Here is a 22,454-nt window from a genome sequence, read left to right as displayed (position 1 = left end):
CTCCGGCCCTGTTACGCCTGTGAAAGCTGAGTGCTGGCGGGGCGGATGTTCGCCGGCCGGACCAGGAGACTGACCTCGCACGAACCATTCCGGGAGTCTGGGCGCACTTCGACCACATACCGACCGCCGATGACCTCCGCGTTCAGGTCGATCACCTCCTGGATCAGCCCCTGCTGAATGCCGCGCACCACCTCGGGGGCGTCGACGGCCACCTCAGCCAGCGGGCAGGTGCAGATCTGCACGGTGACCTCGCCGAACGAGTTGAGCACCGACCGGACCTGGAATCCGAGTTCGCCGAGGGTCACGATGACCAGATCGGTGATCGAGGTTTCGTCGCGGACCCGCGCCAGCCGCACCCGGTGCGACAGGTCGGCGCCGATCCGCAGCGCGCGGGCTTCCCGTTCCTCCGGCGTGCCACCGAGGTGCGTCGCGAAGAGCGCGACGATGTCCGCGTAGTCCAACCGCGGGACCATCTCGTAGGTCAGCCTGGGCCGGCCCACGCCGCGACCGCGCACTCCGCCACGGCGGACCATCCCCTGCTCCTCGAGCGTGCTGAGGTGGAAGCGGGCTGTCGTGACGTGGATCTGCAGCGCGTCGGCGATCTGCTGGACCTCGACCGGGCCGTCGGCATTGCGCAGCACCCCGAGTACCCGTTGACGCTGCTGCCCCACGGACCGGTCTGCTTCCACATGGTCACCGTGCCGCGGCATGAACCCATCATGCCGTGGCGCAGCGGTCATTTCGATGCGGCGGCGCCGGGCACCACCGCGACGATCGCCACAGCGGTGAGCTGGTCGCGGTACCGGTTGAACGTCCGCCGCATGCTCAGCACCCGTCTGCGGGCCGCCGGATGGGTGAGGGCATTGCCGAGGATCCGCAGCGCGCCCAGCACTCCCTCGTCGGCGATCACACCGCGCGGTCGGTGTCGACGAATCGCAGACGGAGCGCTGCCGCGGTGGCAGGTCCGACGATGCCGTCCACCTTGAGCCCACGGGTGCGGCGCTGAAATTCCTTGACGGCGGCTTCGGTCGCGGGTCCGAACACCCCGTCGACCTTGAGGTCACCGGCATATTCGGCATAGTCGGAGCGGAGCCGGCGTTGCAGCTGGGCCACCTGCGGCCCTTCCATGGAACGGAACAGCAGGATGTCCGCGTACTCCCCGACCGGTACCGCTGGCCGGGGCGTGGGCGCGGGCTGCGGTACCGCGCCGATCTGCGCCTGGATGTCCGCGCGCAGGATGTCCATATCGATGGCGCCGGGATCCCACTTCCCTTGGGAGCGGCCGGCGTACTCCTTGTGGCCGATGGTGCGCGCAGAGGTCTGCCCGAGACGGCGGTTGATCGCGGCGCAACACCGCACCAGCGCCCAGTACTGTGCGTCCGGCCAGTTCTGGCGGTGCGGCGCAGTCGGACTGGTACCACTGTTGGCGCACTCGATCCCGATCAGGTGCCAGTTGCCCATGTTTGTCGGCACCCACGGATACATACCGGCGCCGGCATGCCAGGCCACCCCGACCGCGATCACGGTGACGGTGCCGTCGCGGGCGATGTGCAATTGCGCCAACGGGCCGGGCAGATCAGGGCGCCCGTTGGCGATGGACGCCGCAGTGGCGTTGTCGGATCCGGTGTGATGCACCATGACACCGCGGATGTCCTTGAAATCGCCATGCCCGCGGGTGCGCCAACCCGGGTATTCGACGAGGTTGACCCCCTCGGCCCGAAGCACGTCGGCGAGCCACACCGGATCACCGGTCCAAGGTCCTGTCTGCGGCACGGCGACTCCTTTCGGCCTTGGCAAACCCTGACAACATCGATGCTACGTCGAGTCGCCGACAACCGCCCCGACGCCGATCATTCGTCGATACTGGTTATCGGGCAATGCATTTGCTCGCCATCGCGAATCGGCGCCGCACGCCGATCATCCATCCGCGAAGCGTTCGCCGCCATGGCGGACAGCAAATGACCACCGCGCACTCCAACAGGTTTGCCCCGCACCGCCCCGGCAGATGTGCAAGCATCTGCGCATGGATCCGCAGGATGACCCCGAGGCCCGCATCGGCGAGCTGGAACACCAACTCTCCAAGCGCGCGTCAGAACTCGGGACCGACGAGTTCACGGGGCACACCGCCGCACCGACACAGCCGTGGACGTACGGCAACGCATTCCCCCCTCCTCCGCCGCCACCGACACAGCCGTGGCCGTCCTATGGTGGCCCCGTCCCGGTCACCCAGCCGACGCACTCGGGTTCCGGTGGGCGGATTCTGCTCGTGCTGGCCGCCGTGACGGCATGTCTGGTGGCCGGCGGCATCTCGGCTTACCTGATGCTCAGCACCAGTGACCGCGAGACCTCCGATGCCGGTGGGGTCTTCGCCGACGAGCCGCCGTCACCGCCGAGCCGCACCTTACCGACGGCCACAGCGCTGCCCCCGGTGATTGCGTCGGAGACTGCCGCCAGCGCGGCGCCGGGCGAAACGATCGTCGTGACCGGTATCAACGAGCACCGCACGATCGAGTGCGCCGAGAACACGGTCACCGTCAGCGGCATCGAGAACACGCTGACGATCACCGGCCACTGCATCAACGTGGCGGTGTCGGGTATCGGGCACAACATCACGGTCGATTCCGTCGAAGCCATCGTGGTTTCGGGCATCGAGAATCAGGTCACGTTCCACACCGGGCAGCCGGAGATCGCCAACTCCGGTCAGTCGAACGTCATCGAGCAGGGCTGAGCTCACAGCACCTTCGACAGAAACTCCTGCAGCCGCGGATGTTTGGGATTGTCGAACACCTCGGCCGGGGTGTCGTCCTCGACGATGTTCCCGCCGTCCATGAAGATGACGCGAGACGCCACCTCACGGGCGAAGCCCATCTCGTGGGTGACCACCACCATCGTCATCCCCTCGACGGCAAGCGCCCGCAGCACTTCGAGCACGTCGCCGACCATTTCGGGATCAAGCGCACTGGTGGCCTCGTCGAACAGCATGATCGACGGGCTCATCGCCAGGGCACGCGCGATCGCCACCCGCTGCTTCTGTCCACCGGACAGCGTGGCGGGCTTGACGTGCGCCTTCTCGGCCAGCCCCACCTGGGTGAGCAGATCCAGCGCCCGCTTCTCCGCCGTCGACTTGTCCATCTTCTTGGTCAACAGCGGTGCCAGCGTGACGTTCTCGATCACCGTCATGTGTGGGAACAGGTTGAAGTGCTGGAACACCATGCCGATGTGTTGACGGACCTTGTCCAGATTCACGTTCTTGTCGGTGAGGTCGAATTCGTCGACTGTCACCTTGCCGCCGGTGATGTCCTCAAGCTTGTTGAGGCATCGTAGGAACGTCGACTTACCGGATCCGGAAGGCCCGATGACACAGACGACTTCGCCCTGACTGATCGTGGTGTTGATGCCGTCGAGCACCACCAGATCACCGAACGATTTCTGCAGATTCTCGATGCGGATCTTGACGGTGCCTTCGGGTTCGGCCGCGACGGCCTCGGGTACCAGCTGGCTCATTTCACCATCCTCTTTTCCAGGCGGTCGGACAGTTTGGTCAGCGCCATGATGACGATGAAGTAGATGATGCCGATGATCAGCCACATGTAGAAGGACTGGAAATTGCGGGCGATGATGATGCGGCCGGTCTGGGTCAGCTCGGCGATGCCGATGACCGACAGGATCGAGGTGTCCTTCAAGGTGATGACGAACTGGTTGATGTAGGACGGGATCATCGTGCGGATCGCCTGCGGAAGAATCACTTTCCGCATGGTTGGCAGATACCCGATGCCAAGGCTGCGGGAAGCCTCCATCTGCCCCTTGTCGACCGATTGGATTCCGCCGCGGACGATCTCGGTCATGTAGGCACCCGCGTTCAGAGACAGCGTGATGATGCCTGCTGTCAACGCCGACATCTGGAAGCCCAGCGCAGTCGGGATGCCGAAGTAGATGAAGAACGCCTGCACCAGCAGCGGCGTACCGCGGAAGATGTCGACGAACGTGGTGCCGATGGCGCGCAGCCAGATCGACCGGGACACCCGCATGAGCCCGAAGATGATGCCCAGAACGAGCGCGATGGCGATGGAGACGACCGTCAGGATGACGGTCATCTTCAGGCCTTCCATCAGGATCGGGAACGTGCTGCGCAGCAGGCCGAGGAACGAATTGTCGTCGGTCGTGGCGCCTTTCCCGAGGTAGGTGTCGATGATCTCCTGATAACGACCGGAGTCCTTGAGGTTCTTCAGCCCGGTGTTGAACTTCTGCAGCAGCTCGGGATTCTGGCCCTTGTTCACCGCGAACCCGTAGCTCGATCCGGCTTCCTTCGGAGTCACCGTCTTGAATCCGTTGCGCTGCGTGGCGATGCCGTAGTTCAGCACCGGGTAGTCCTCGAAGACGGCCTCCGAATTCCCGGTCCTGACCTCGTCGAACATCGTCGACGAGTCGGCGAAGGACACCACTTCGAAGCCGTACTTGTCCTTGATCGAGTTGGCGAACTCCGCACCCTCTGTGCCGTTCTTGACCGCTACCCGCTTGCCCTTGAGGTCCTCGTAGGACTTGATGTCGGTGTTTTCCTCGAGAACGGCCATCTGGACGCCGGACTCGAAGTAGGGGTCGGAGAAGTCGAACACTTTCTTGCGCTCATCGGTGATCGACATGCCCGCGATCACGCCGTCGGCCTGATTCGCCTGTACGGCCTGCAGCGCGGCGTCGAACCCCAGTGGTTTGATGTCGACGTTGAAGCCCTGGTCTTTGGCGATCTCCCGGATGAGATCCATATCGATACCGACGAAATTGCCCTTGCTGTCCTGGAATTCGAACGGCGCGAAGGTCGTGTCGGTGGCGATGGTGTAGGTCTCGCCCTCCGCCGAGGCGGTTGCCGGGGAGAGCAGCGCGGTGCCTACCAGGCCGACGAGAACCGCGGCAAAAAAGGTGAGCCACCGTAGAGGTGAACGCGATCCTCGGCTGTGAACGTGCTGTGACCAACCGGCTGGCATGCTGCGCCTTCCATCGTGACGGTCGTGCGGACGCCCCACGTTATCGTCCCGCCCATGGCGGCGGGACGATTCGGGGCACTTGTCGGATACGGGAATCATCGAGCCCGATTGGCTGTCGTACCTGCCTGGGGGTAGAGGAAGGGAATGTAGATGCGTGTAGGAGTGGTGTTTCCGCAGACGGAGTTGGCGGGCGATCCCGGGGCGGTGCGGGCCTACGGCCAACAGGTCGAAGAGTTTGGCTACACCCACATCCTGGCCTACGACCACGTCGTCGGCGCCGACCCGGCGGTTCACCCGGGCTGGAACGGCCCCTACGACGTGGATACGACGTTCCACGAACCGCTGGTGATGTTCGGCTACCTGGCGGGCATCACGCACTCGGTGGAGCTGGTGACCGGCGTGATCATCCTGCCGCAACGCCAGACCGCCCTGGTGGCCAAGCAGGCGGCCGAGGTTGACCTGCTCAGCAATGGGCGATTACGCCTTGGCGTCGGAATCGGTTGGAATGCGGTCGAATACGAGGCTCTCGGGGAGAACTTCACCGACCGCGGGAAGCGGTCGGCCGAGCAGATCGAACTTCTCCGCCGACTGTGGCAGGAACGCTCGGTGACGTTCGACGGCACCTATCACGTCGTGACCGGCGCAGGGTTGGCGCCGCTGCCGGTGCAACGGCCGATTCCGGTGTGGATCGGCTCGGCCTCGGCCGCCGGCTTCCGGCGGGCCGGGCGCCTGGCCGACGGCTGGTTCCCGATGATGGCGCCCGGACCCCAGCTCGAGGAGGCCCGCGCGGTCGTCGCCCAGGCGGCCATCGGTGCCGGGCGGGATCCCGCGGCGATCGGGATGGAGGGCCGGGTGACGTGGCGTGGCGACGACGACGCCGCGCGCCGGGAGCTTGCGGCCTGGGCCGAGGCGGGCGCCTCGCACGTGTCGATCAACACCATGGGCGCCGGGCTGACGACGGTCGACGAACATCTGGCCGTGCTGGGCCGGTTGGCCCCAGCGCAGCAGTAGGCCCCCTCCCGAAGGAGAGGGCCTACTGACGGGTCGACGTGACTAGTCGGCGCCGCCGGCAGACGAGCCGCCGGCAGAGCTGGAACCACCGGAGCTGTCGGCGGAGCCACCGGTCTTCGCGGAGCTTTCCGACTTGGCCTGCTTGGCGGTCTTGCCGCTGAGGCCGGAGACAGCGTCCTTCACGCCCTGGTTGACGTTCTTCAACGCGCCGCGAATGCCGTCGCGAACATTCTTGAGCGGGTTGACCTTCTTCGTCGACACACTGGTCCCGGTCTTACCCGGGACAGCCTTCGGGCTTTCCTTCACGATGTTCCCGACCGCAGTGCCGGCCGTGTCCACAGCCGTGGCCTCCTTCTCGGGCGCTTCTGCGGGCGCCTCCGCGGGTGCAGCCGGGGCGTCTGCCGCAGCTTCTGTGGCGGGTGTCGACTCCGCGCCGGATGCCGACTCCGCCGCACCGGTTTCGGTACCCGTCTTGGGCGCCTCGAGGGCGGGGGCCTGCGGAGCCACATCCAACGTCACCTTGGTCACGGCCGGTGCTGCCGCCAAACCGGTCAGCGTCGTCGTGGCCGCGGGGGGCGTGATGGCCTCGGCGACGAGATCCCGGATCGTGAGCAGTCCCGCGACGATGCCTTGCGGTCCGAGCAGGCCCGCACCGAAGTCCCCGGAACCCGGGGCGCCGTTGAGGATCGCCTGCGTCAGATTCGGGCCGAGGCTGAGCACAGCATTGGCCACCTGCTCGAAGTCGCCGGCCTTGACGCCCGCGAAGAGGTCGTCACCGGCAGTCCCGACCGCGCCGGTCACGTCGGTGATCAGCTGAACAGGCGCGAGCAGCGGGCCGAGGAGGCTGCCCACGTTGTTCACACTCAACAGATCGACGACGGCCAATGCATTGGCAATCGGTTGCCGCAGGGCGCCCTGGAAACCGGCCCAGATGTCCGGGTTGAGGAACAGGGTGTCGAACACTGCCTGGACCACAGGCCCGAGCAGGGCGTTCTGCACGGTGGTGAGTGCCCCGGAGACGTCACCGGCGGCGAACTGCTCAGTCGCGAGCTTCAACTGCTCCGGCGCCTCCGCGAACGCACCGGACAGGCTCGACCCGAAGGCATCGACGAAGGTGCCGATGGCGGCGGCGCTGGTGAGCTGGTTCTTGACGATCTGCGACAGGATCGGCGCTGGGTTGTCCGCAACTCGCTGACCGAGGGCCACCGTGTTCTGAAATGCCTGGGTGAAGGCGGCCGCATAGCCCTCGATCGGGTTGACCAACGACGACAACTCGACCGCGGCCGACGAGTGCACCACCGGAACCGAGACATCGGGCATTGGCGGCGCGAGCGGGCTGACCGCCAAGGCGCCTACACCGGCAACGGCCACGCCCGTCGCCAGGTATGAGCGAACAGCTAACTGCATTGAAACTCCTTTTGCTGGATGAGTCCCCCAGCGAGGAACTTACCTGAGAGTAACTTAATTGCAATCCAGAAATTGCACGTCAAGCGCTTGCCTTGCCGCTCGCGAGATGAGACGCGCCAAGCTGTATCCAATTCGTAGTTTGCTGTCGCCAGTTAGCAAATGCTTCTTCAGCAAACGAAGCTCGGATTCAACAAGTTGACGTCCGCGCAAATTTCAACGGACCGCGTTCAGACTTCCGGACCGCCCGCGCCGGGATTAGCCACCCGTGTCAAAGTTGCGGCGGGAAGCACTTTTACCGGCCGGTAACTTCTCCGAACTATGCCGCAGCTCACTTTGCTGACGCATCGTGGCCGAGCGCACAGCCGGGCCCGGGCAGCTACGCCACCCTTCGCCCCGCGAAGTCATCGCCAGCTACGACCGCTGTACAAATCTCGCGATGTGTCCAGTTCGCTGTCGTGTTCAGCTGTCGTGTAAACCGCGGATTCCGTCTCGATACGTCGCGGAAAAGACAGGTTCAGTCGATGCGGATGACGTACGTGCCGTCGTCGTCACGCTCGATCTGATGCTCGCCGGTGTTGACCCAGACGGGCGTGTCCCGTCGGGAACCGAGGAATGCGCTCTGCACGGCGCCACCCGGCTGCAGGTGAACACTCCACTCGTCGTCCTGCGCAACGATCGTCAGGATCTCCTCGCCGTTGCGGCGGATCGACAACACCTGGCCGTTGGCGTCCTGCTCGTCGAGCTCCGCCTCACCTTCCTCCAGTTCGGCGTCGTCGGCGATGTCGTCGTCTGGTCCTGCGGCGTCGTCAAACACGCCGCTGACTGTACCCAGTCCGTACAGAGGTCCCTTCGGACGGCCGACGGACAAAATGAGGTAGTGCACTACGCGTGAGAATCGTCGCCGACCGCCGTAGGTTTCCTGACATCAAGCGTCAGAATTATCCGACGCTTCGATTGAAGGAAGTTCGAAATGAGCAAATTGACAACAACTTCCGTCGTCAAAAACGATGTCGTCAAAAGCAACGTCGTTAAAAACAATGCTGCCGCCCACGCTTCGGTCCCCGCCCCCGTACTGATCACTGAACAGCAAGTGCTGTTCAGCACCGCTGCGGCCGCGCCCTTGCCACCGCGCCGGCATCATGCCCACACCGTGTCATCCGCCGTCACCTGGTGGCTGACCCGCTCCGAGCGCAAGGGCGATCGGCACGATTACCCGTCGCGGCTGACCTTTCTCGAGACGTCGCTGATGTCGCGGGAGATGTACCGGCTCTGATCAGCTGGCCAGTGACACCGGCACGGTGACATCGGCATAATGCGATGCGTCACCTGCGATGACACGGCTGCGCTCACCACGGATGTCGACCGGGACGTCGCCGGCCAGCGTGATCCGGCTCAGCCGGCGGAACTGGTCGTCGTAGTCGGCCACCGCGTAATGCTGGGTGGCCCGGTTGTCCCAGATCGCCAGGTCGCCGAGCTCCCACTGCCACCGAATGGTGTTCTCCAGCTTGGTCACCCGGTTCTGCAGGAGTTGGAACAGGGTCGCCGACTCGGCCGCGCTGAGCCCGACGAACTGCTTGATGAAGTGGCCGAGCACGAGCACCCGTTTACCCGTTTCGGGATGCACCCGCACCACCGGATGCTCCGTTTCGAAGTACTGGGAGGTGAACTCGTCGCGATATTGACGTTCGTTGTCGCCGAGTTGCTCGTGACGACCGTCGTAGTCCGCGGCGTAGTCGAACTCGTTGGTATGCACGGCCCACAGGTTCTCCACCAACGCGCGTAGCGGTGCAGGTAACCGCTCGTAGGCCACCTCGGTCGATGCCCACGTCGTGGTGCCGCCGTAGCTCGGCAACGTAACCGCGCGCAGCAGTGAGGCTTTCGGGATCCGGTCGACGAACGTCACATCGGTGTGCCAGCTGTTGGCCTTGTCGTAGCGCGAATCGATCGGCAGGATCCGGTCACCCCGTGAGGTCACCGTGGGATGTGCGATGGTGGGTGTGCCCAGCAGCCGGGCGAATGCCAGCTGGCCTTCGTCGTCGAGCTCATGCTGACCGCGAAAGAAGATCACCTTGTGTTCGAGCAACGCATCGTTGATCGCGGACACCGTGGCCGCGTCGAGATTGCCGCTCACGTCGACTCCGTCAATGCGGGCACCGATGTTCGCGCCCAGCTTCACCACATCAATCGAGGACACGCCGCCACCGTGCACTACAGCCTGGTCAGGACACCACCGTTTGACTCAACGCGAGCGTAACGGGAACCTTTGTTGATCGTTTTGCTTCAATGGAGTTCGGGTACCAGCAAACTGGTCCTGGACAACAATCGGGAGGACGGCCGTGGGGGTTCGGCGATGACGGCCTTATGGGACTACATCACCGCACACCACGCGCAATTGATTTTCGACTCGTATCAGCACGTCAGCGCGGTGGTGCAGAGTGTGCTGATCGCGGCCGTGATCGGGGTGTCGGTCGGGGTGCTCACCTACCGCACGCCGCTGGCCGCGAATCTGGCCACCACGACCTCGAGCGTCATCCTCACGGTTCCCGCCTTCGCGTTGTTGGGTCTGCTGATCCCGTTGTTCGGGCTCGGTGTGATCACCAGCATCACGGCGCTGGTGCTGTACTCGTTACTGCCGATCATCCGTAACACCATCGTCGGGCTCAACGCCGTCGACCCGGCCCTGATCGACGCTGCCCGCGGGATCGGGATGGGTCGGCTCACCACTCTCCGGCGGGTCGAGTTGCGTCTGGTGTGGCCGTCGATTCTGTCGGCCCTCCGGATCAGCACGCAGATGTCGATGGGGGTGCTCGCCATCGCCGCGTACGTCAAAGGTCCCGGGCTGGGCAACCTGATCTTCTCCGGACTCGCGCGGGTGGGCAGCCCCACCGCACTGCCCATGGCGCTGACCGGGACCTTGCTGATCGTGATTCTCGCGCTCGCCCTCGACGCCGTGCTGGTGTTGATCGGGCGGCTCACCACATCGAAAGGGATTCGATGACAACCGCAGTGACCGGAGCACGTATCGTGCTCGACCACGTATCCAAGGTGTACCCGGGCGCCGAGCAGCCCGCGGTCGACGACGCGTCCCTGGACATCCCCGCCGGGGAGATCGTGGTGTTCGTCGGGCCATCCGGGTGCGGCAAAACCACGATGATGCGCATGATCAACCGGCTCAGCGAGCCCACCTCGGGCCGCATCTTGATCGACGACAAGGATGCGCTGTCGATCAAACCCACCGACCTCCGGCGGTCGATCGGATACTCGATCCAGCAGGCGGGTCTCTTCCCGCACATGACGATTCGGCAGAACGTCGGGCTGGTGCCCGGCCTGCTGCGTTGGGACTCCAAACGGGTCGATGATCGGGTCGACGAGCTACTGGACCTCGTCGGGCTGGAGCCGGACGAGTACTCCGACCGCTTCCCCCGTCAGCTGTCCGGCGGTCAGCAGCAGCGGGTGGGGGTGGCCCGGGCTTTGGCCGCCGACCCGCCGGTGTTGTTGATGGACGAGCCATTCGGCGCCGTCGACCCGATCACCCGAAGCACCTTGCAGGATGAGCTGCTGCGGCTGCAGGAGGATCTGCACAAGACCATCGTTTTCGTGACACACGATTTCGGTGAGGCCGTCAAGCTCGGTGACCGCATCGCGGTGTTGGGTCAGCGTTCGAAGGTGCTCCAGTACGACACGCCGCAGACGATTCTGGCCAATCCCGCCGATGACACGGTGGCCGGGTTCGTCGGCTCCGGCGCGTCGCTGCGCCAACTCGGTCTGCAGCGGGTCAAAGATGTTCAGCTGCAGGGGCATGTGACAGTGCGGGTCGACGACACCGTCGGGCAGGCCCGAGATCGTCTGGCGGCCAGCGAATTCGACTGGGCGGTGGTGCTCGATCACCGGGACCGGCCGGTCAGCTGGGTGCGCAGCAACAAACTGGGTGATGCGCACACCCTGGCCGAGGTCGTCGAGCCCCTCGACGTGGTGAGCACCCAGTCGACCCTCGAAGACGCTCTGGAAGTCATCCTCGCCGAACAGCATGCGTCGGCCGTCGTCACCGGGCCGGGCAACCGGTATGCCGGCGTGGTCACATTGGACACCCTGATCGATACCATCACCAGACTGCGGGACGAGGCGAATCAGGAAGACAGCGCGTCCTGATGACCACCACCGTCGAACGTCCCGCCGCCGGGCCCACCGGCACCGAGCGGCTGCGGCTGCTCATTCAGCCGGCGCTGGTACTGGTCGTGGGTGCAGCTGTGGTGTTCTGGGCGTTCAATCGCGATCTGACCGACACCCAGAAAGAGAACATCAACGCAGGCAACGTCGCGGCGCTGATCTGGCAGCACCTGCTGATCACCTTCGCCGTCACCGCGATTGTCCTGGCCGTCGGCGTTCCGCTGGGTGTGCTGGTGACCCGTCCCGGGGCAAAACTGTTGCGGCCGTTGTTCATCGGCATTGCCAACATCGGACAGGCTGCCCCGGCGATCGGCCTGCTGGTGCTGTTGTTTCTCTGGACCGCCAAGACCGGGTTCTGGATCGGGGTGCTGCCCATCGCGCTGTACTCGCTACTACCGGTGCTGGCCAGCACGATCCTGGGCATCGACCAGGTGAACAAGTCGCTGATCGACGCCGGCCGCGGACAGGGCATGTCCCGCGAGTCGGTGCTGCTGCGCGTCGAGTTGCCGCTGGCCGTGCCCTACATCCTGGCCGGGTTGCGCACCTCGCTGGTGCTCGCGGTCGGCACGGCGACACTGTCGTTTCTGGTCAATGCCGGCGGCCTGGGCATTCTCATCGACACCGGATACAAGCTGCAGGACAACGTGACACTGATCCTGGGCAGCGTGCTCGCGGTATGTCTGGCGCTGCTGGTGGACTGGCTGGGTGGGCTAGCCGAGTTTTACCTGAACCCCAAGGGACTTCGATGAGCCGCTTGCTGCGTCGCGTGATCGCTGCGGCGGTATGCGGGTTGACGCTGGCCGGCTGCGGTCTGGGTTCCGGCAGCACGGTGCCGTTGCAGGTCGGGCCAGGGTCGATCACGCCGAACCCGGCGCTCGAAGGCGTGAAGATCACCGTCGGCTCCAAGGAATACACCGAACAGGTCATCCTCGGCTACATCCTGGAATACACCTTGTCGGCAGCAGGCGCCGACGTGCGGGACCTCACCGGCATCGTCGGTTCCCGCAGCACCAGGGAGGCGCAGCTTTCCGACCAGGTCGATATCGCCTACGAGTTCACCGGCAACGCGTGGATCAACTATCTGGGGCATGAGAAGCCGATTCCGGACACCCGGGCGCAGTTCGAGGCGGTCCGTGACGAGGACCTGGCCCGCAACGACATGGTGTGGCTGGAGCCCGGACCGATGGACGACACCTATGCGCTGGCGGCGAGCAAGCGCGTCGTCGAACGCACCGGCGTGCGCACGCTGTCGGACTACGCGGAGTTGGTCAGGACCAATCCGGCGGCGGCCAAGACATGTGTGGACACCGAATTCCGGGCCCGTCAGGACGGTTTTCCGGGCATGGCCGCGGCCTACGCTTTCGACGCGGCACGGGCACAGACCCCCATCCTGCAGGTCGGCATCATCTACCAGGCGACCGCGGACGGCACCCAATGCGACTTCGGCGAGGTGTTCACCACCGACGGCAGGATCGCCGCGCTGGACCTCGTGGTACTCGCCGACGACAAGCAGTTCTTCGCACACTACAATCCATCGGTCACCATGAAACGCGGCTTTTTCGAAGCACATCCAGAGATAGCGGAGGTCACGGCGCCGGTGACCGCTGCACTCACCAACGACGTCATCATCGACCTCAACAAGCAGGTCGACGTCCAGGGGCGTGACCCGAGCGTGGTTGCCCGCGACTGGATGGTCGATCAGGGGTTCATCACCGCCCGCTAGCAGAGCGCGGTACCGATTCCCCGGCGTGAGGTTTAGCCGACACCGCCAGCGGGAACAAATGGGCTTGCTGAGGACGTTGCCCAAGCACTGGTCTCAACAAGTGAGGATCATCATGGCTACCGACTACGACGCGCCCCGCGTCAAGGATCAAGACGAGTCCACCGACGAGCCGATCGAACAGCTCGCGAGCCGCCGGACCGCCGTGGACACCGCGGTGATCGACGTGGACGAGCCGGTCGATTCGTTCGACCTGCCCGATATCGATCTGTCCGGCGAAGAGCTCTCCGTGCGGGTCGTCCCCAAGCAGGCCGACGAGTTCACCTGCTCAAGTTGCTTCCTGGTGCACCATCACAGCCGGATGGCCCGGCAGCGGGGCAACGAGCAGATCTGCGTCGACTGCGCCTGACCGGCTAGACCCCGGCACCCGCGTGCCGGGGCAGGACTACGGAGTTTCCAGGGCTCGATGAACGGCCTCCGGGGCCGAGGGTGGATAGGCACCCATCAACCCGGAGGAAATAAATCGTGAAGAACATCCTGATCGTCGGCGGCGGCTTCGCGGGAGTATGGAGCGCCGCCGGAGCGGTCCGCGTTCTGCGCGCCGCGCAGGACGATGAAATCCGCGTCACACTGATCAGTGACAGCGACGACCTGGTGATCCGCCCCAGGCTCTACGAGAGCGAACCGGACCGCATGCGGGTGGCGCTGGACCGGGTTCTCGGGCCCATCGGCGTCGAGCGGGTCGCCGCGAAGGTTACCGATATCGATGTCGAGTCCCGCACGGTGAATGCGGTGGGCCGCGACGGACAGACCGTCGAGTTGTCCTACGACCGGCTCGTGCTGGCCACCGGCAGCCAACTGGTTCGGCCCGCAATTCCCGGCGGTGGCAACATCTTCGACATCGACACCCTGGCCGCAGCGAGCGCGCTGGCCGACCACGTGCGTCAATTGCCGCACCGCAGCGCGTCTCCCGGCCAATACACGGCGGTGGTCGTGGGCGCCGGGTTCACCGGCCTGGAGATCGCCACCGAGCTCGGCGACCGGCTCCGCGCGGTGGCCCCCAGTGATCAAGCACGCGAATCGGTTCGGGTCATCCTGGTCGACCGCGCCGACGTGCTGGGACCTGAACTCGGCGACGCGCCCCGGCCCTACATCGCCAAGGCCATCGATGAACTGAAGATCGAGCAGCGGCTGGGGGTGACAGTGGCGTCGGCGGCGACCGACCAGATCGTGCTGTCCGACGGCGAGGTGCTCCCTGCTGCCACCGTGGTGTGGACCGCAGGCATGGCGGCCAGTCCGTTGACGGCGAAGATCCCTGGCGAGCGTGACCGCTTCGGGCGGCTGAACGTGGACCCGCAGCTGCGGGTGGCCGGTGTGCCCGACGTGTTCGCGGCCGGGGACACCGCAGTGACCATGGCCGACGCCGGCCATACCACCATCCAGAGCTGCCAGCACGCGTTGCCGATGGGCAAGTTCGCCGGCCACAATGTGGCGGCCGACCTGCTGGGCGGAGATCTGCTGCCCTTTACCCCCGACCCGTACAGCAATGCGCTGGATCTCGGTGCGGCCGGGGCGATCACGACCACCGGCTGGGAGCGGACCGTCGAAACCACCGGCCAAGAGGCCAAGTCGATGAAGCAGGCCATCAACTCCCAGTGGATCTACCCGCCCGTCGATTCCGCCGAAGCCCTTCTCGCCCAGGCCGGCAAGTTCAGCAACGGCTGACGGCCAGCCCGGTTGACCTGGAACCGCTGGGTCAACCGGGCTTCGGCGCCGAACTCCCGCGCGGTCCGTCCGCTCGCTCCATAATGGGTGCGTGACCAAGAGGCTGTCGGTACGTCCGAATGTTCGACGACTGATCATCGCCGGCGGCTTCGCGATCGCCGCCATGGCACCGGTGGTCACGGCCGTCGGTGCCGCACCGCACAGTGCGCCCGCCCAGCTCGCCGCGTGCCCGGGCGGCGAGGAAAACGACACCTTCACCGACAACTGCGCCCCGTACCTGGTGCCTAACTCGCCTGCCCCCGCGAGTGCTTCCGTATGCCCACCCGGAGTCACCGGCGCAGAGTGCGGCGGCTCGACCGAGATCCAGCAGAACCCGGCACAGAATCAGATGCCCGGACCGATTACGCCGCAGCAACCGGAGGAAGAACTCCAAGACGTGAGCACGCCCGACTACTGAGTCGCGGTCGATTGAGTAACGGCCGATCGAACATCAGGTTGCCGGGTCGATAGCTGGATTCGTAGCGCTTCTTTTCAACGCTGCCGGCCGATTATTTCGGCTGGCCCGGACCTGCTCTCTACTACGTAGAGTAGTCCTCGCATATGCACTGGTCACGGGCGAAACCTGGAGTACCGCACCACGTGCGGAGGTCGGGGTTCTGGTCCGCGCCGAGCGCGTGAACATCCAGTTTCGATGCGTTGCCCAGATCTGGGCATGGTTTCCCACGCCGGCGAGGTTTGCTACACAAGTTGCCGGCACGATGTTACGTTCGTCACCATGAACCCAAAGCTGATGAAACGCACAGGAGCCGTAGCTGCAGCTTTCGCCATTTCTGGTGCAGCCCTAGTCGCATGCTCACAGGAAGCACAAGATTCCGCCAAAGATGCAGTGTCCAGCGCTACGAGCGCCGCATCGTCGGCCGTCGATGCCGGCACGAGTGCAGCGAAATCCGGATCCTCCGCCGCGTCGAGCGCCGTCACGTCAGCCACCGAGGGTGCACCCTCCACGATCAATGCCCCCGGCGTCGGTGAAGTGAGCCTCGACGGTCCGACCGCCGAGGCGTACAACAAGGCCGGCGGCGAGGCGACCTTGGGCCTGCCGACCGCACAGCCGGAGAAGGTGGGCGACGGCACGGTGCAGGCCTTCGCCAACGGCACCATCTACTCATCGCCGGGGACCGGCGCGCACGTCGTGCAGGGTGAGATCTTGCGGGTCTACACCGAAAACGGCGGCCCGGCAGGCGCAATGGGCTTCCCCACCGCCGATGAGGCCGAGACGGCCGGCGGACCCGACGTCGCCAAAGGTGGTTGGATCAGCGAGTTCCAGCACGGCACGATCACCTGGCTGAACAACGGCGACGGCACCTTCGCGGAGACCGTGACGCCGAAGTAGGGCCACTACCTGTCAACCTAATTCAACAGACGCGAGGCCGAATATCTCGTCCGCGGAGCCGATGGCCACGAAGTGGCCGGCTTCGCGGACGGGATGCCATACCGCTCCGGGCATTTGGTCAGCCACTGCTTTGTTGATCGGATCAGGCACCAGCCGGTCGTCCAGTCCCTGCCAGAGGTGGACAGGCCGTTCGATCTGAGTCACGTCGAAAGCCCAATGGCGGTAGAGGAGTTCAGCGTCAGCTACGAGCCCACCGCTGCCTTGGGCAAAGCACTCGGCCATTTCGTCGCTGAATACGGACTCGACCTGCGGTCGCAGCAGGATCTGCCGGTCGTAGTCGTTGACGGAGTTGCGGACCTGCGTGATGAAGCGTCGACGAAAGTGCTTGGCACTCAATCCGAGAGTTACGTACATGGCGCGGAAGCCAGGTACGAAGCGCAGCGCGAGAGTTCCGCCGAAGGCATCGATCCTTGACAGGTACTCCGCCGCCCAATTGTCACCGAATGTCCCGTAGCTGCCCGGAGCGATACTGCTGACGTGCCGAAGGCGTGTTGGGTCGATATAGGCCGCCGCCGCGAGCGCCCACGGGCCGCCCTCCGACCAGCCGGTCACACCGAATTCCCGATACCCCAACGCGTCGGCGACTGCCGTCAGGTCCTCAGCCCAGCCGGCGTAGGTGCGATCCTCCTGCGGAGTGGACAGTCCCATTCCCGGCCGGTCGACGCAGATCAGCCGGAGGCCGCTCTTGACCGCCGCCTCCGCAAAGAAATGCGCCTCATGCCGGCTGCCCGGGCCACCGTGGTTGTGGATGACGAGCGGCCCGTCCGGATCGCCCACTTCGAGATAGCCGAGCTTCCGACCGTCGGAAGTTGTCACCAGTTCGGACAACGTCCCCCTCCCCCGCGTCGGGTAGCCGGCGCTCGTCAGAATCCTCGGCCGCCTCGGTACGCCGCATGGCCGATCACTGAGACGGTCGCTGTGACTAACCCTGCCATCATCAGTCCGATCCCGATGTGGATCTTGAGTAAAGCTGCACCCACAACTGCGCCGAGCAGGATGGCCACGATCGCCGCGAGGCGACGTCTGGCCCCGCCTTGCGCGCCCATTCCGAATGTCGCGTCAGCAGCCAGGCCCGTGAGGGTGGATGTGACGACAACAGTTGTCACATCCTTGACCGCGACGTGTCGTGCTGCGGCTGCCTGTCCCCCCATCGCGACCCCCAAACAGCCTGCGATCAGTACACCGGCGGCACCTTGACTCGCACTGACACGCGCGATGAATACACCCGCGGTACCAATTTCGATCGCAGCGGTAAGCGCGATCAAGGCGGCTATCCTCGTCGACCATCCGGTGTCGGCACCACCCTTGAGCATGCGCCCCGCGAAGGCGGCTCCGATCATGAATCCCGCGAGAGCTACGGCGGGACCGACGACCGGCAGACCGTCTGCGCCGGCCACACCCATTCCCAAGATGACGATGTTGCCGGTCATGTTTCCGGTAAACACCTGGTCGAGTCCCAGGAAGCCGACCGCGTCGACGATGCCGGTCGAAAAGGTGAGTGCGAGCATAAGCAGCACCGGTGCCGGTGAAACATGATGTCGGGCACAAGGTGTCGGGTCAGCACTCAATGACGTTGACCGCCAGTCCAGCTCGCGATGTCTCTTTGTATTCGGCTTTCATGTCCATGCCTGTCGACCGCAGTGTTTCGATGGCCATATCAAGGCTGACGGTATGGTCGCCCTGGCCATTGAGCGCGAGCCTGGCTGCGCTGATGGCCTTCACCGCACCGATCGCGTTGCGTTCGATGCACGGAATCTGCACCAGTCCTGCGACCGGGTCGCACGTCAGGCCGAGATGGTGCTCGAGTGCAATTTCTGCGGCATTTTCGACCTGCTTCGGCGACCCACCCAGTACTTCACAGAGTCCGGCAGCCGCCATCGCACATGCCGAACCCACCTCGCCCTGGCATCCCATTTCTGCACCGGATATCGAGGCGTTCTGCTTGATCAGTGAGCCAATTGCAGACGCGCACAGCAGGAATTGTTCGACGCCGGATAAGTGTGCTCCGGGTGTGTACTTTTGATAGAAGTGCAGGACGGCAGGAACGATCCCGGCCGCGCCATTGGTCGGAGCCGTCACGATGCGCCCTCCGGCTGCGTTTTCTTCGTTGACGGCTATCGCGAACGCACTGACCCAATCCAGCGCTATCAGCGGGTCATTCAACGGGTCGGCGTCAGTGTGCAGGAGACGTTGATGGATGGCGTGGGCGCGACGCGGAACACTCAGCGGACCCGGCAGCACACCGGTGGCGGCGAGTCCGGCCCGCACACACTCCTCCATGACCCGCCAGATGCCTTGGAGGCCGGCCGACACCTCGTTCGGAGACCGCTCGACCTCTTCGTTCATCCGGACGATGCCGCTGATCGGCAAACCTGTTGCGGCGCATGCCGCGAGAAGCTCACGCGCTGAGGCGAAGGGAAGGGCCGCGTCATTCCCGCTTTGTTGTTCACCGTAGCCGGCGCGCCTGATTGATCCGCCCCCGATCGAGTAGAAAGTTTCGTCGACGACCACCCGATCGTTTCCATCGAGAGCGAGGAACCGTAGCCCGTTGCTATGACCGGGTAAGCGGTCAAGTTTCCAGATCAGATCGTCAGCGCTGTACGAGACGACATGCGAGCCAAGCAAATTGACGGTGCCGCTGGCGGTATGACCGGCCACCAGCGCGTCGGCCCGGGATCGCGATACCGTCTCCGGCACTTCGCCCGAGAGTCCGAGCACAATCGCGCGATCCGTGGCATGGCCGACGCCCGTCGCTGACAACGAGCCATAGAGCTCCACGCGGATCCTGTCGACGTCGCCCCGAACCGCGACGTCACAAACATCCTGTGCGAACTGCCGAGCGGCCCGCATCGGGCCCACGGTATGCGAACTCGACGGGCCGATTCCGATACGGAAAATATCGAAGACACCGTATGTCACTGTCGGGCGGCCCGATCAGGTATGCGGATGAGAGGAACGGGGTTCGCGGACGATGTGCTCGCGTGACAACTCCCCTTTGCCGTTTGTTTCGGCAGGCAGCTCGACGGCGCTGGGCGAGCGCTCACTGATGAGTTCGATGATGTAGTGGGTGACTGGATAATCCTCCAGATTCTTCAGCCTGTGTGGGGTCAATCCTGTTGTGTGACCGACGGTTTTGAAGAACGCAAAGTTCTTCTCGGCATTCTGGACGTGCTGCCAATCTTCCTCGTCATCGATGTCCTGCGATCGGGCACGCCCCGCCGTCGGCCACAGGATCAGATGGTCATGCTGATGCGAGTGGTAGAAAATCGCTTCACCGGGGCCAAGGTTCATGGCCCACACGCGAATTCTGTCGTTCTCGAAGACGAGTTCGTCGCCGGGGTCTGTCGGGTATCCGGCCGCAGGCACGCTGGATGGATTGTCGACCATGTTTTCTCCTCGTATTGAACTGATTGCGTAACACCAGGGGGTTTCTTAATTGACTGGAACAACGCGGTCGGCAAGGCGCTCCGGATCATCGCCGATATCCGTGGGCCCACCGATGCTGTCAAAAGGCACACCAAGGGCAGGGGCGCTGACCTCGTTGAGCCTGTCCACGATGTCCGCCGTCAGATTGAGATCGACGGCGTGTAGATAGTCGTCGAGTTGATCCACCGTTCGCGGGCCGGCGATGGTCACGAGAGCCGACGAAGAGCGGTGGTGCAGGTGTCGCTGCCAGGCAATCGCCAGCACCCCTGGCGAGACATCCAGCATCTTCGACAGTTCGACAAGTCTGTCGAGGATCGCCGTTCGTTGCTCGGTGTCCTCGCGGTAGACAAGAACTCCGCGCCCGGCCTGACCGGTTCGATGCTTGCCGGTCAGAAATCCACCGCCGAGCGGCGAGTACAGCGCCGCGCCGATTCCGAAGGCCTCCGCCATCGGCAGTAGTTCGCGTTCTGCGGTGCGTTCGACGAGGCTGTGCTCGACTTGAATTCCCCCTATCGGCGCGAACCTGCCCATCTCGGCGAGGGTTTGTGCGCGCGAGACCCGCCAGGCCGGAAAATTCGACAAGCCGCCGTACAGGATCTTGCCCGACCTGATGAGGTTGTCGAAGCTCCCCACGATTTCATCGATCGGTGTGACGCGATCGTCGTAGTGCGCCCAGTACATATCGAGGTAATCGGTTTTGAGACGCCGCAGAGAATGCTCGACCGACCGCACCATGCTGCGACGGCTGTTGCCCGCGAGAAGCCGATCGCCCGGCTTTCCCGATCCGCGACTGTACTTACTGGCCAACACGAACTGTTCCCGCCGGCTTGCGAGAAGTTCTCCGACGAACTCCTCGGATTCTCCTTCCTGGTAATTGCTCGCGGTGTCGACGAATGTTCCGCCGGCCGCGGCATAGCGATCGACAATGCGGCGTGCCTCTTCCAGGCTGGCTCCCGGACGGAGCGTGGATCCGAAAGTCCCTGTTCCGAGGCATAATTCGGATACCCGAAGCCCGTTATTACGTCCGAATGTCACTTGTTTCATGTGGTCGGCTCCAGTGCGTCGTGGTCGCGGTCCTTCAGCATCAGGGTCGCGGCGAGGGTGATCAGACCCATCGCCACCATGTATACGGAGATCGGCCACGAGCTTCCTCCCGACCACGCCACGAGCGCCGCGGCGATCATCGGCGCGATACCGCCACCAAGGATGCCGGCGCAGTGGTAACTGAGCGATGTACCCGTGTATCGGACTCGGGTGGGGAACATCTCGGCGTAAATGGTTCCCTGCACCGCGTATGGAACCATCCCGGCGAAGGTGTACATCACGACGACCGCCACCACTATCGCGGCAAAAGAATTGGTATCGATCAACCAGAAGAACGGAAACGCAAAGACGATTCCCAGGACGGTGCCGGCAAGATAGGTCCGCTTCCGGCTGACCCGGTCGGACAGATATCCGGCGATCGGAACGGCCACCACCGACGTCAGCGCCGCTATCGTCACCGCCGACGTCGCCCGGGATCCTTCGCTGCCAAGTTGGTTGACGATGTAGGAGACGGCAAACGCAGTGACCATGTACCCCTGCACATCCCCGGCCAGCCGTAGCGAGATGGCCTGGACGAGCTGGCGCCAATGATTCCGGAGTAGGTCAACAATGGGAATACTCTCAGCTTTGGCATCTTTCATCTTTTCATGGGCTGCGACGAACGCTGGCGTCTCGCTGATCTGCAGGCGGACGTACAACGCCACGATAAGAAGCAGGGAGCTCGCAAGAAACGGCACACGCCATCCCCATTCCAGGAGAGCGTCTCGGGGTAGCAGTCCGATGAGTGCGAAGGCTCCGGTCGCCAGGAGAAGCCCGAGGGCCAAACCGGTTTGCGGAAAACTGCCGAACAGACCTCGTTTTTTCGGTGGCGCATGCTCAACAGCGATGAGCACCGCACCACCCCATTCGCCCGAGACACCGAGGCCCTGGGCAATTCTGAGTACCACGAGCAGCACCGGTGCCCAGACTCCGATGGCCCCCGGCGTCGGAACCAATCCGATCAGGAACGTACTGCCCCCGGTGATCAGCAGACTGATGACGAGCAGTTTCTTGCGGCCGATCCGGTCGCCAAAATGTCCGAAAATCACAGCGCCGATTGGTCGCACGACAAACGCCACCGCCAGAATCGCGAATGAAGCCAGGGTGCCTGCCGTCGGGGACAGGGTTGGAAAGAAGACCTTGCCGAACACCAACGCGGAAGCTGTGCCGAACAGAAAGTAGTCGTACCACTCGATCGTTGTGCCTACCAAGCTCGCAAAGGCGACCTTGCGCAACTGGTTGTCGCCGCTCCGCCCCTGGCTCTCATCACCCTGCGTGACGGGCGTGGGAGGGGCGTGTGGATGCGATTGCATGGGTTCTGGACCTCCTGGGTTTACGGACGCCGAGGAGTTGACGGTGACGGCGCATAATCAACCCTGATAGTTGGATGCGATGTTGTCAAGATAGCATCCAATCTGTTTACATCGTTTACCTGTCCCCTCGTCGCTCACATGCGGCGACCGCCGGGTTGCGGCACGACGAAAGG

At 64.2% G+C, this 22,454-nt stretch carries 24 protein-coding genes and 1 pseudogene; 11 read left to right on the top strand and 14 right to left on the bottom strand.

All coding sequences use genetic code 11. The annotated features are described in order from the left end of the window. Positions 1 to 11: 11 nt before the first annotated feature. The 3 genes and pseudogenes from M1247_RS04480 to M1247_RS04470 form a co-directional block, all read right to left on the bottom strand. Positions 12 to 710 (bottom strand): helix-turn-helix domain-containing protein, encoded by a 699-nt coding sequence (locus M1247_RS04480; protein ID WP_317155079.1) that lies wholly within the window; start codon positions 708 to 710, stop codon positions 12 to 14. Positions 711 to 736: 26 nt separating this feature from the next. Then, positions 737 to 922, bottom strand: a pseudogene (locus M1247_RS04475) (SAM-dependent methyltransferase); the annotation flags it as partial. Next, positions 907 to 1,773, bottom strand: coding sequence for a peptidoglycan recognition protein family protein (locus tag M1247_RS04470; protein ID WP_317155078.1), 867 nt, complete (start codon positions 1,771 to 1,773; stop codon positions 907 to 909). The pseudogene M1247_RS04475 and the gene M1247_RS04470, both read right to left, overlap by 16 nt. A gap of 250 nt (positions 1,774 to 2,023) precedes the next feature. On the opposite strand from M1247_RS04470, the gene M1247_RS04465 reads away from it, so the two are divergent. Further along, the gene (locus M1247_RS04465; RefSeq protein ID WP_317155077.1) at positions 2,024 to 2,728 is read left to right on the top strand and encodes a DUF3060 domain-containing protein; all 705 of its coding nucleotides are present in this window, start codon (positions 2,024 to 2,026) and stop codon (positions 2,726 to 2,728) included. A 2-nt stretch (positions 2,729 to 2,730) separates the two neighbouring features. On the opposite strand, the gene M1247_RS04460 is transcribed toward M1247_RS04465, so the two are convergent. After that, a complete protein-coding gene (locus M1247_RS04460; RefSeq protein ID WP_317155076.1) occupies positions 2,731 to 3,504 on the bottom strand; it encodes an amino acid ABC transporter ATP-binding protein in 774 nt (257 codons plus the stop codon). Beyond that, entirely contained in the window at positions 3,501 to 4,979 is a 1,479-nt protein-coding gene (locus M1247_RS04455) for an amino acid ABC transporter substrate-binding protein/permease (RefSeq protein ID WP_317155075.1), read from the bottom strand. Before M1247_RS04455 ends, M1247_RS04460 begins: the two co-directional genes overlap by 4 nt. A gap of 150 nt (positions 4,980 to 5,129) precedes the next feature. Here M1247_RS04455 and M1247_RS04450 point away from each other — a divergent pair, with 150 nt between their 5' ends. After that, positions 5,130 to 5,990, top strand: a complete 861-nt coding sequence (locus M1247_RS04450) for an LLM class F420-dependent oxidoreductase (RefSeq protein WP_317155074.1) — start codon at positions 5,130 to 5,132, stop codon at positions 5,988 to 5,990. A gap of 42 nt (positions 5,991 to 6,032) precedes the next feature. On the opposite strand, the gene M1247_RS04445 is transcribed toward M1247_RS04450, so the two are convergent. Together M1247_RS04445 and M1247_RS04440 are read right to left on the bottom strand one after the other, a co-directional pair. After that, positions 6,033 to 7,397, bottom strand: a complete 1,365-nt coding sequence (locus tag M1247_RS04445) for a hypothetical protein (RefSeq protein ID WP_317155073.1) — start codon at positions 7,395 to 7,397, stop codon at positions 6,033 to 6,035. Positions 7,398 to 7,911: 514 nt separating this feature from the next. Then, a complete protein-coding gene (locus M1247_RS04440; protein ID WP_317155072.1) occupies positions 7,912 to 8,211 on the bottom strand; it encodes a hypothetical protein in 300 nt (99 codons plus the stop codon). A 156-nt stretch (positions 8,212 to 8,367) separates the two neighbouring features. Between M1247_RS04440 and M1247_RS04435 the strand changes: the two genes are divergently transcribed. After that, positions 8,368 to 8,670: a hypothetical protein gene (locus tag M1247_RS04435; RefSeq protein ID WP_317155071.1), complete on the top strand. Its 303-nt coding sequence runs from the start codon at positions 8,368 to 8,370 to the stop codon at positions 8,668 to 8,670. Here the strand turns inward: M1247_RS04435 and M1247_RS04430 are convergent, their stop codons facing one another. Beyond that, entirely contained in the window at positions 8,671 to 9,591 is a 921-nt protein-coding gene (locus tag M1247_RS04430) for a TauD/TfdA dioxygenase family protein (protein WP_317155070.1), read from the bottom strand. Positions 9,592 to 9,747: 156 nt separating this feature from the next. On the opposite strand from M1247_RS04430, the gene M1247_RS04425 reads away from it, so the two are divergent. The 8 genes from M1247_RS04425 (at position 9,748) to M1247_RS04390 (ending at position 16,399) form a co-directional block, all read left to right on the top strand. Then, a complete protein-coding gene (locus tag M1247_RS04425; RefSeq protein ID WP_317155069.1) occupies positions 9,748 to 10,395 on the top strand; it encodes an ABC transporter permease in 648 nt (215 codons plus the stop codon). After that, positions 10,392 to 11,546 (top strand): betaine/proline/choline family ABC transporter ATP-binding protein, encoded by a 1,155-nt coding sequence (locus tag M1247_RS04420; RefSeq protein ID WP_317155068.1) that lies wholly within the window; start codon positions 10,392 to 10,394, stop codon positions 11,544 to 11,546. The genes M1247_RS04425 and M1247_RS04420 overlap by 4 nt, the downstream gene beginning before the upstream one ends. Beyond that, positions 11,546 to 12,313 carry an ABC transporter permease gene (locus M1247_RS04415; RefSeq protein ID WP_317155067.1) on the top strand — a complete coding sequence of 256 codons (768 nt, stop codon included), beginning with the start codon at positions 11,546 to 11,548 and terminating at the stop codon, positions 12,311 to 12,313. The genes M1247_RS04420 and M1247_RS04415 overlap by 1 nt, the downstream gene beginning before the upstream one ends. Continuing rightward, the gene (locus M1247_RS04410; protein WP_317155066.1) at positions 12,310 to 13,287 is read left to right on the top strand and encodes a glycine betaine ABC transporter substrate-binding protein; all 978 of its coding nucleotides are present in this window, start codon (positions 12,310 to 12,312) and stop codon (positions 13,285 to 13,287) included. Before M1247_RS04415 ends, M1247_RS04410 begins: the two co-directional genes overlap by 4 nt. A gap of 112 nt (positions 13,288 to 13,399) precedes the next feature. Beyond that, on the top strand, positions 13,400 to 13,693 hold the full coding sequence (locus tag M1247_RS04405) for a DUF4193 domain-containing protein (protein ID WP_317155065.1): 294 nt from the start codon (positions 13,400 to 13,402) through the stop codon (positions 13,691 to 13,693). Between the two features lie 116 nt (positions 13,694 to 13,809). Beyond that, positions 13,810 to 15,009, top strand: a complete 1,200-nt coding sequence (locus M1247_RS04400) for an NAD(P)/FAD-dependent oxidoreductase (RefSeq protein ID WP_317155064.1) — start codon at positions 13,810 to 13,812, stop codon at positions 15,007 to 15,009. A gap of 91 nt (positions 15,010 to 15,100) precedes the next feature. Then, entirely contained in the window at positions 15,101 to 15,466 is a 366-nt protein-coding gene (locus M1247_RS04395) for a hypothetical protein (protein WP_317155063.1), read from the top strand. Positions 15,467 to 15,784: 318 nt separating this feature from the next. After that, on the top strand, positions 15,785 to 16,399 hold the full coding sequence (locus tag M1247_RS04390) for an LGFP repeat-containing protein (protein WP_317155062.1): 615 nt from the start codon (positions 15,785 to 15,787) through the stop codon (positions 16,397 to 16,399). Positions 16,400 to 16,411: 12 nt separating this feature from the next. On the opposite strand, the gene M1247_RS04385 is transcribed toward M1247_RS04390, so the two are convergent. From M1247_RS04385 to M1247_RS04360, 6 genes are all read right to left on the bottom strand, one after another. After that, a complete protein-coding gene (locus M1247_RS04385) occupies positions 16,412 to 17,287 on the bottom strand; it encodes an alpha/beta fold hydrolase (protein ID WP_317155061.1) in 876 nt (291 codons plus the stop codon). A 35-nt stretch (positions 17,288 to 17,322) separates the two neighbouring features. Continuing rightward, entirely contained in the window at positions 17,323 to 18,027 is a 705-nt protein-coding gene (locus M1247_RS04380; RefSeq protein ID WP_317155060.1) for a YoaK family protein, read from the bottom strand. Continuing rightward, a complete protein-coding gene (locus M1247_RS04375) occupies positions 18,017 to 19,378 on the bottom strand; it encodes an L-serine ammonia-lyase (RefSeq protein WP_317155059.1) in 1,362 nt (453 codons plus the stop codon). Before M1247_RS04375 ends, M1247_RS04380 begins: the two co-directional genes overlap by 11 nt. Before the next feature lie 15 nt (positions 19,379 to 19,393). Further along, positions 19,394 to 19,825 carry a cupin domain-containing protein gene (locus tag M1247_RS04370; protein ID WP_317155058.1) on the bottom strand — a complete coding sequence of 144 codons (432 nt, stop codon included), beginning with the start codon at positions 19,823 to 19,825 and terminating at the stop codon, positions 19,394 to 19,396. Between the two features lie 66 nt (positions 19,826 to 19,891). After that, positions 19,892 to 20,929 (bottom strand): aldo/keto reductase, encoded by a 1,038-nt coding sequence (locus tag M1247_RS04365; protein ID WP_317155057.1) that lies wholly within the window; start codon positions 20,927 to 20,929, stop codon positions 19,892 to 19,894. Beyond that, positions 20,926 to 22,203 carry an MFS transporter gene (locus tag M1247_RS04360; protein ID WP_317155056.1) on the bottom strand — a complete coding sequence of 426 codons (1,278 nt, stop codon included), beginning with the start codon at positions 22,201 to 22,203 and terminating at the stop codon, positions 20,926 to 20,928. The genes M1247_RS04365 and M1247_RS04360 overlap by 4 nt, the downstream gene beginning before the upstream one ends. Positions 22,204 to 22,454: the final 251 nt, after the last annotated feature.

It is taken from the genome of Mycobacterium appelbergii, assembly GCF_032883035.1.
In the GTDB taxonomy this organism is placed as follows: Bacteria; Actinomycetota; Actinomycetes; order Mycobacteriales; family Mycobacteriaceae; genus Mycobacterium; species Mycobacterium appelbergii.
The sequence above is the reverse complement of the archived record's forward strand: the minus strand, read 5'-3'. Positions and strand labels throughout refer to the sequence as shown.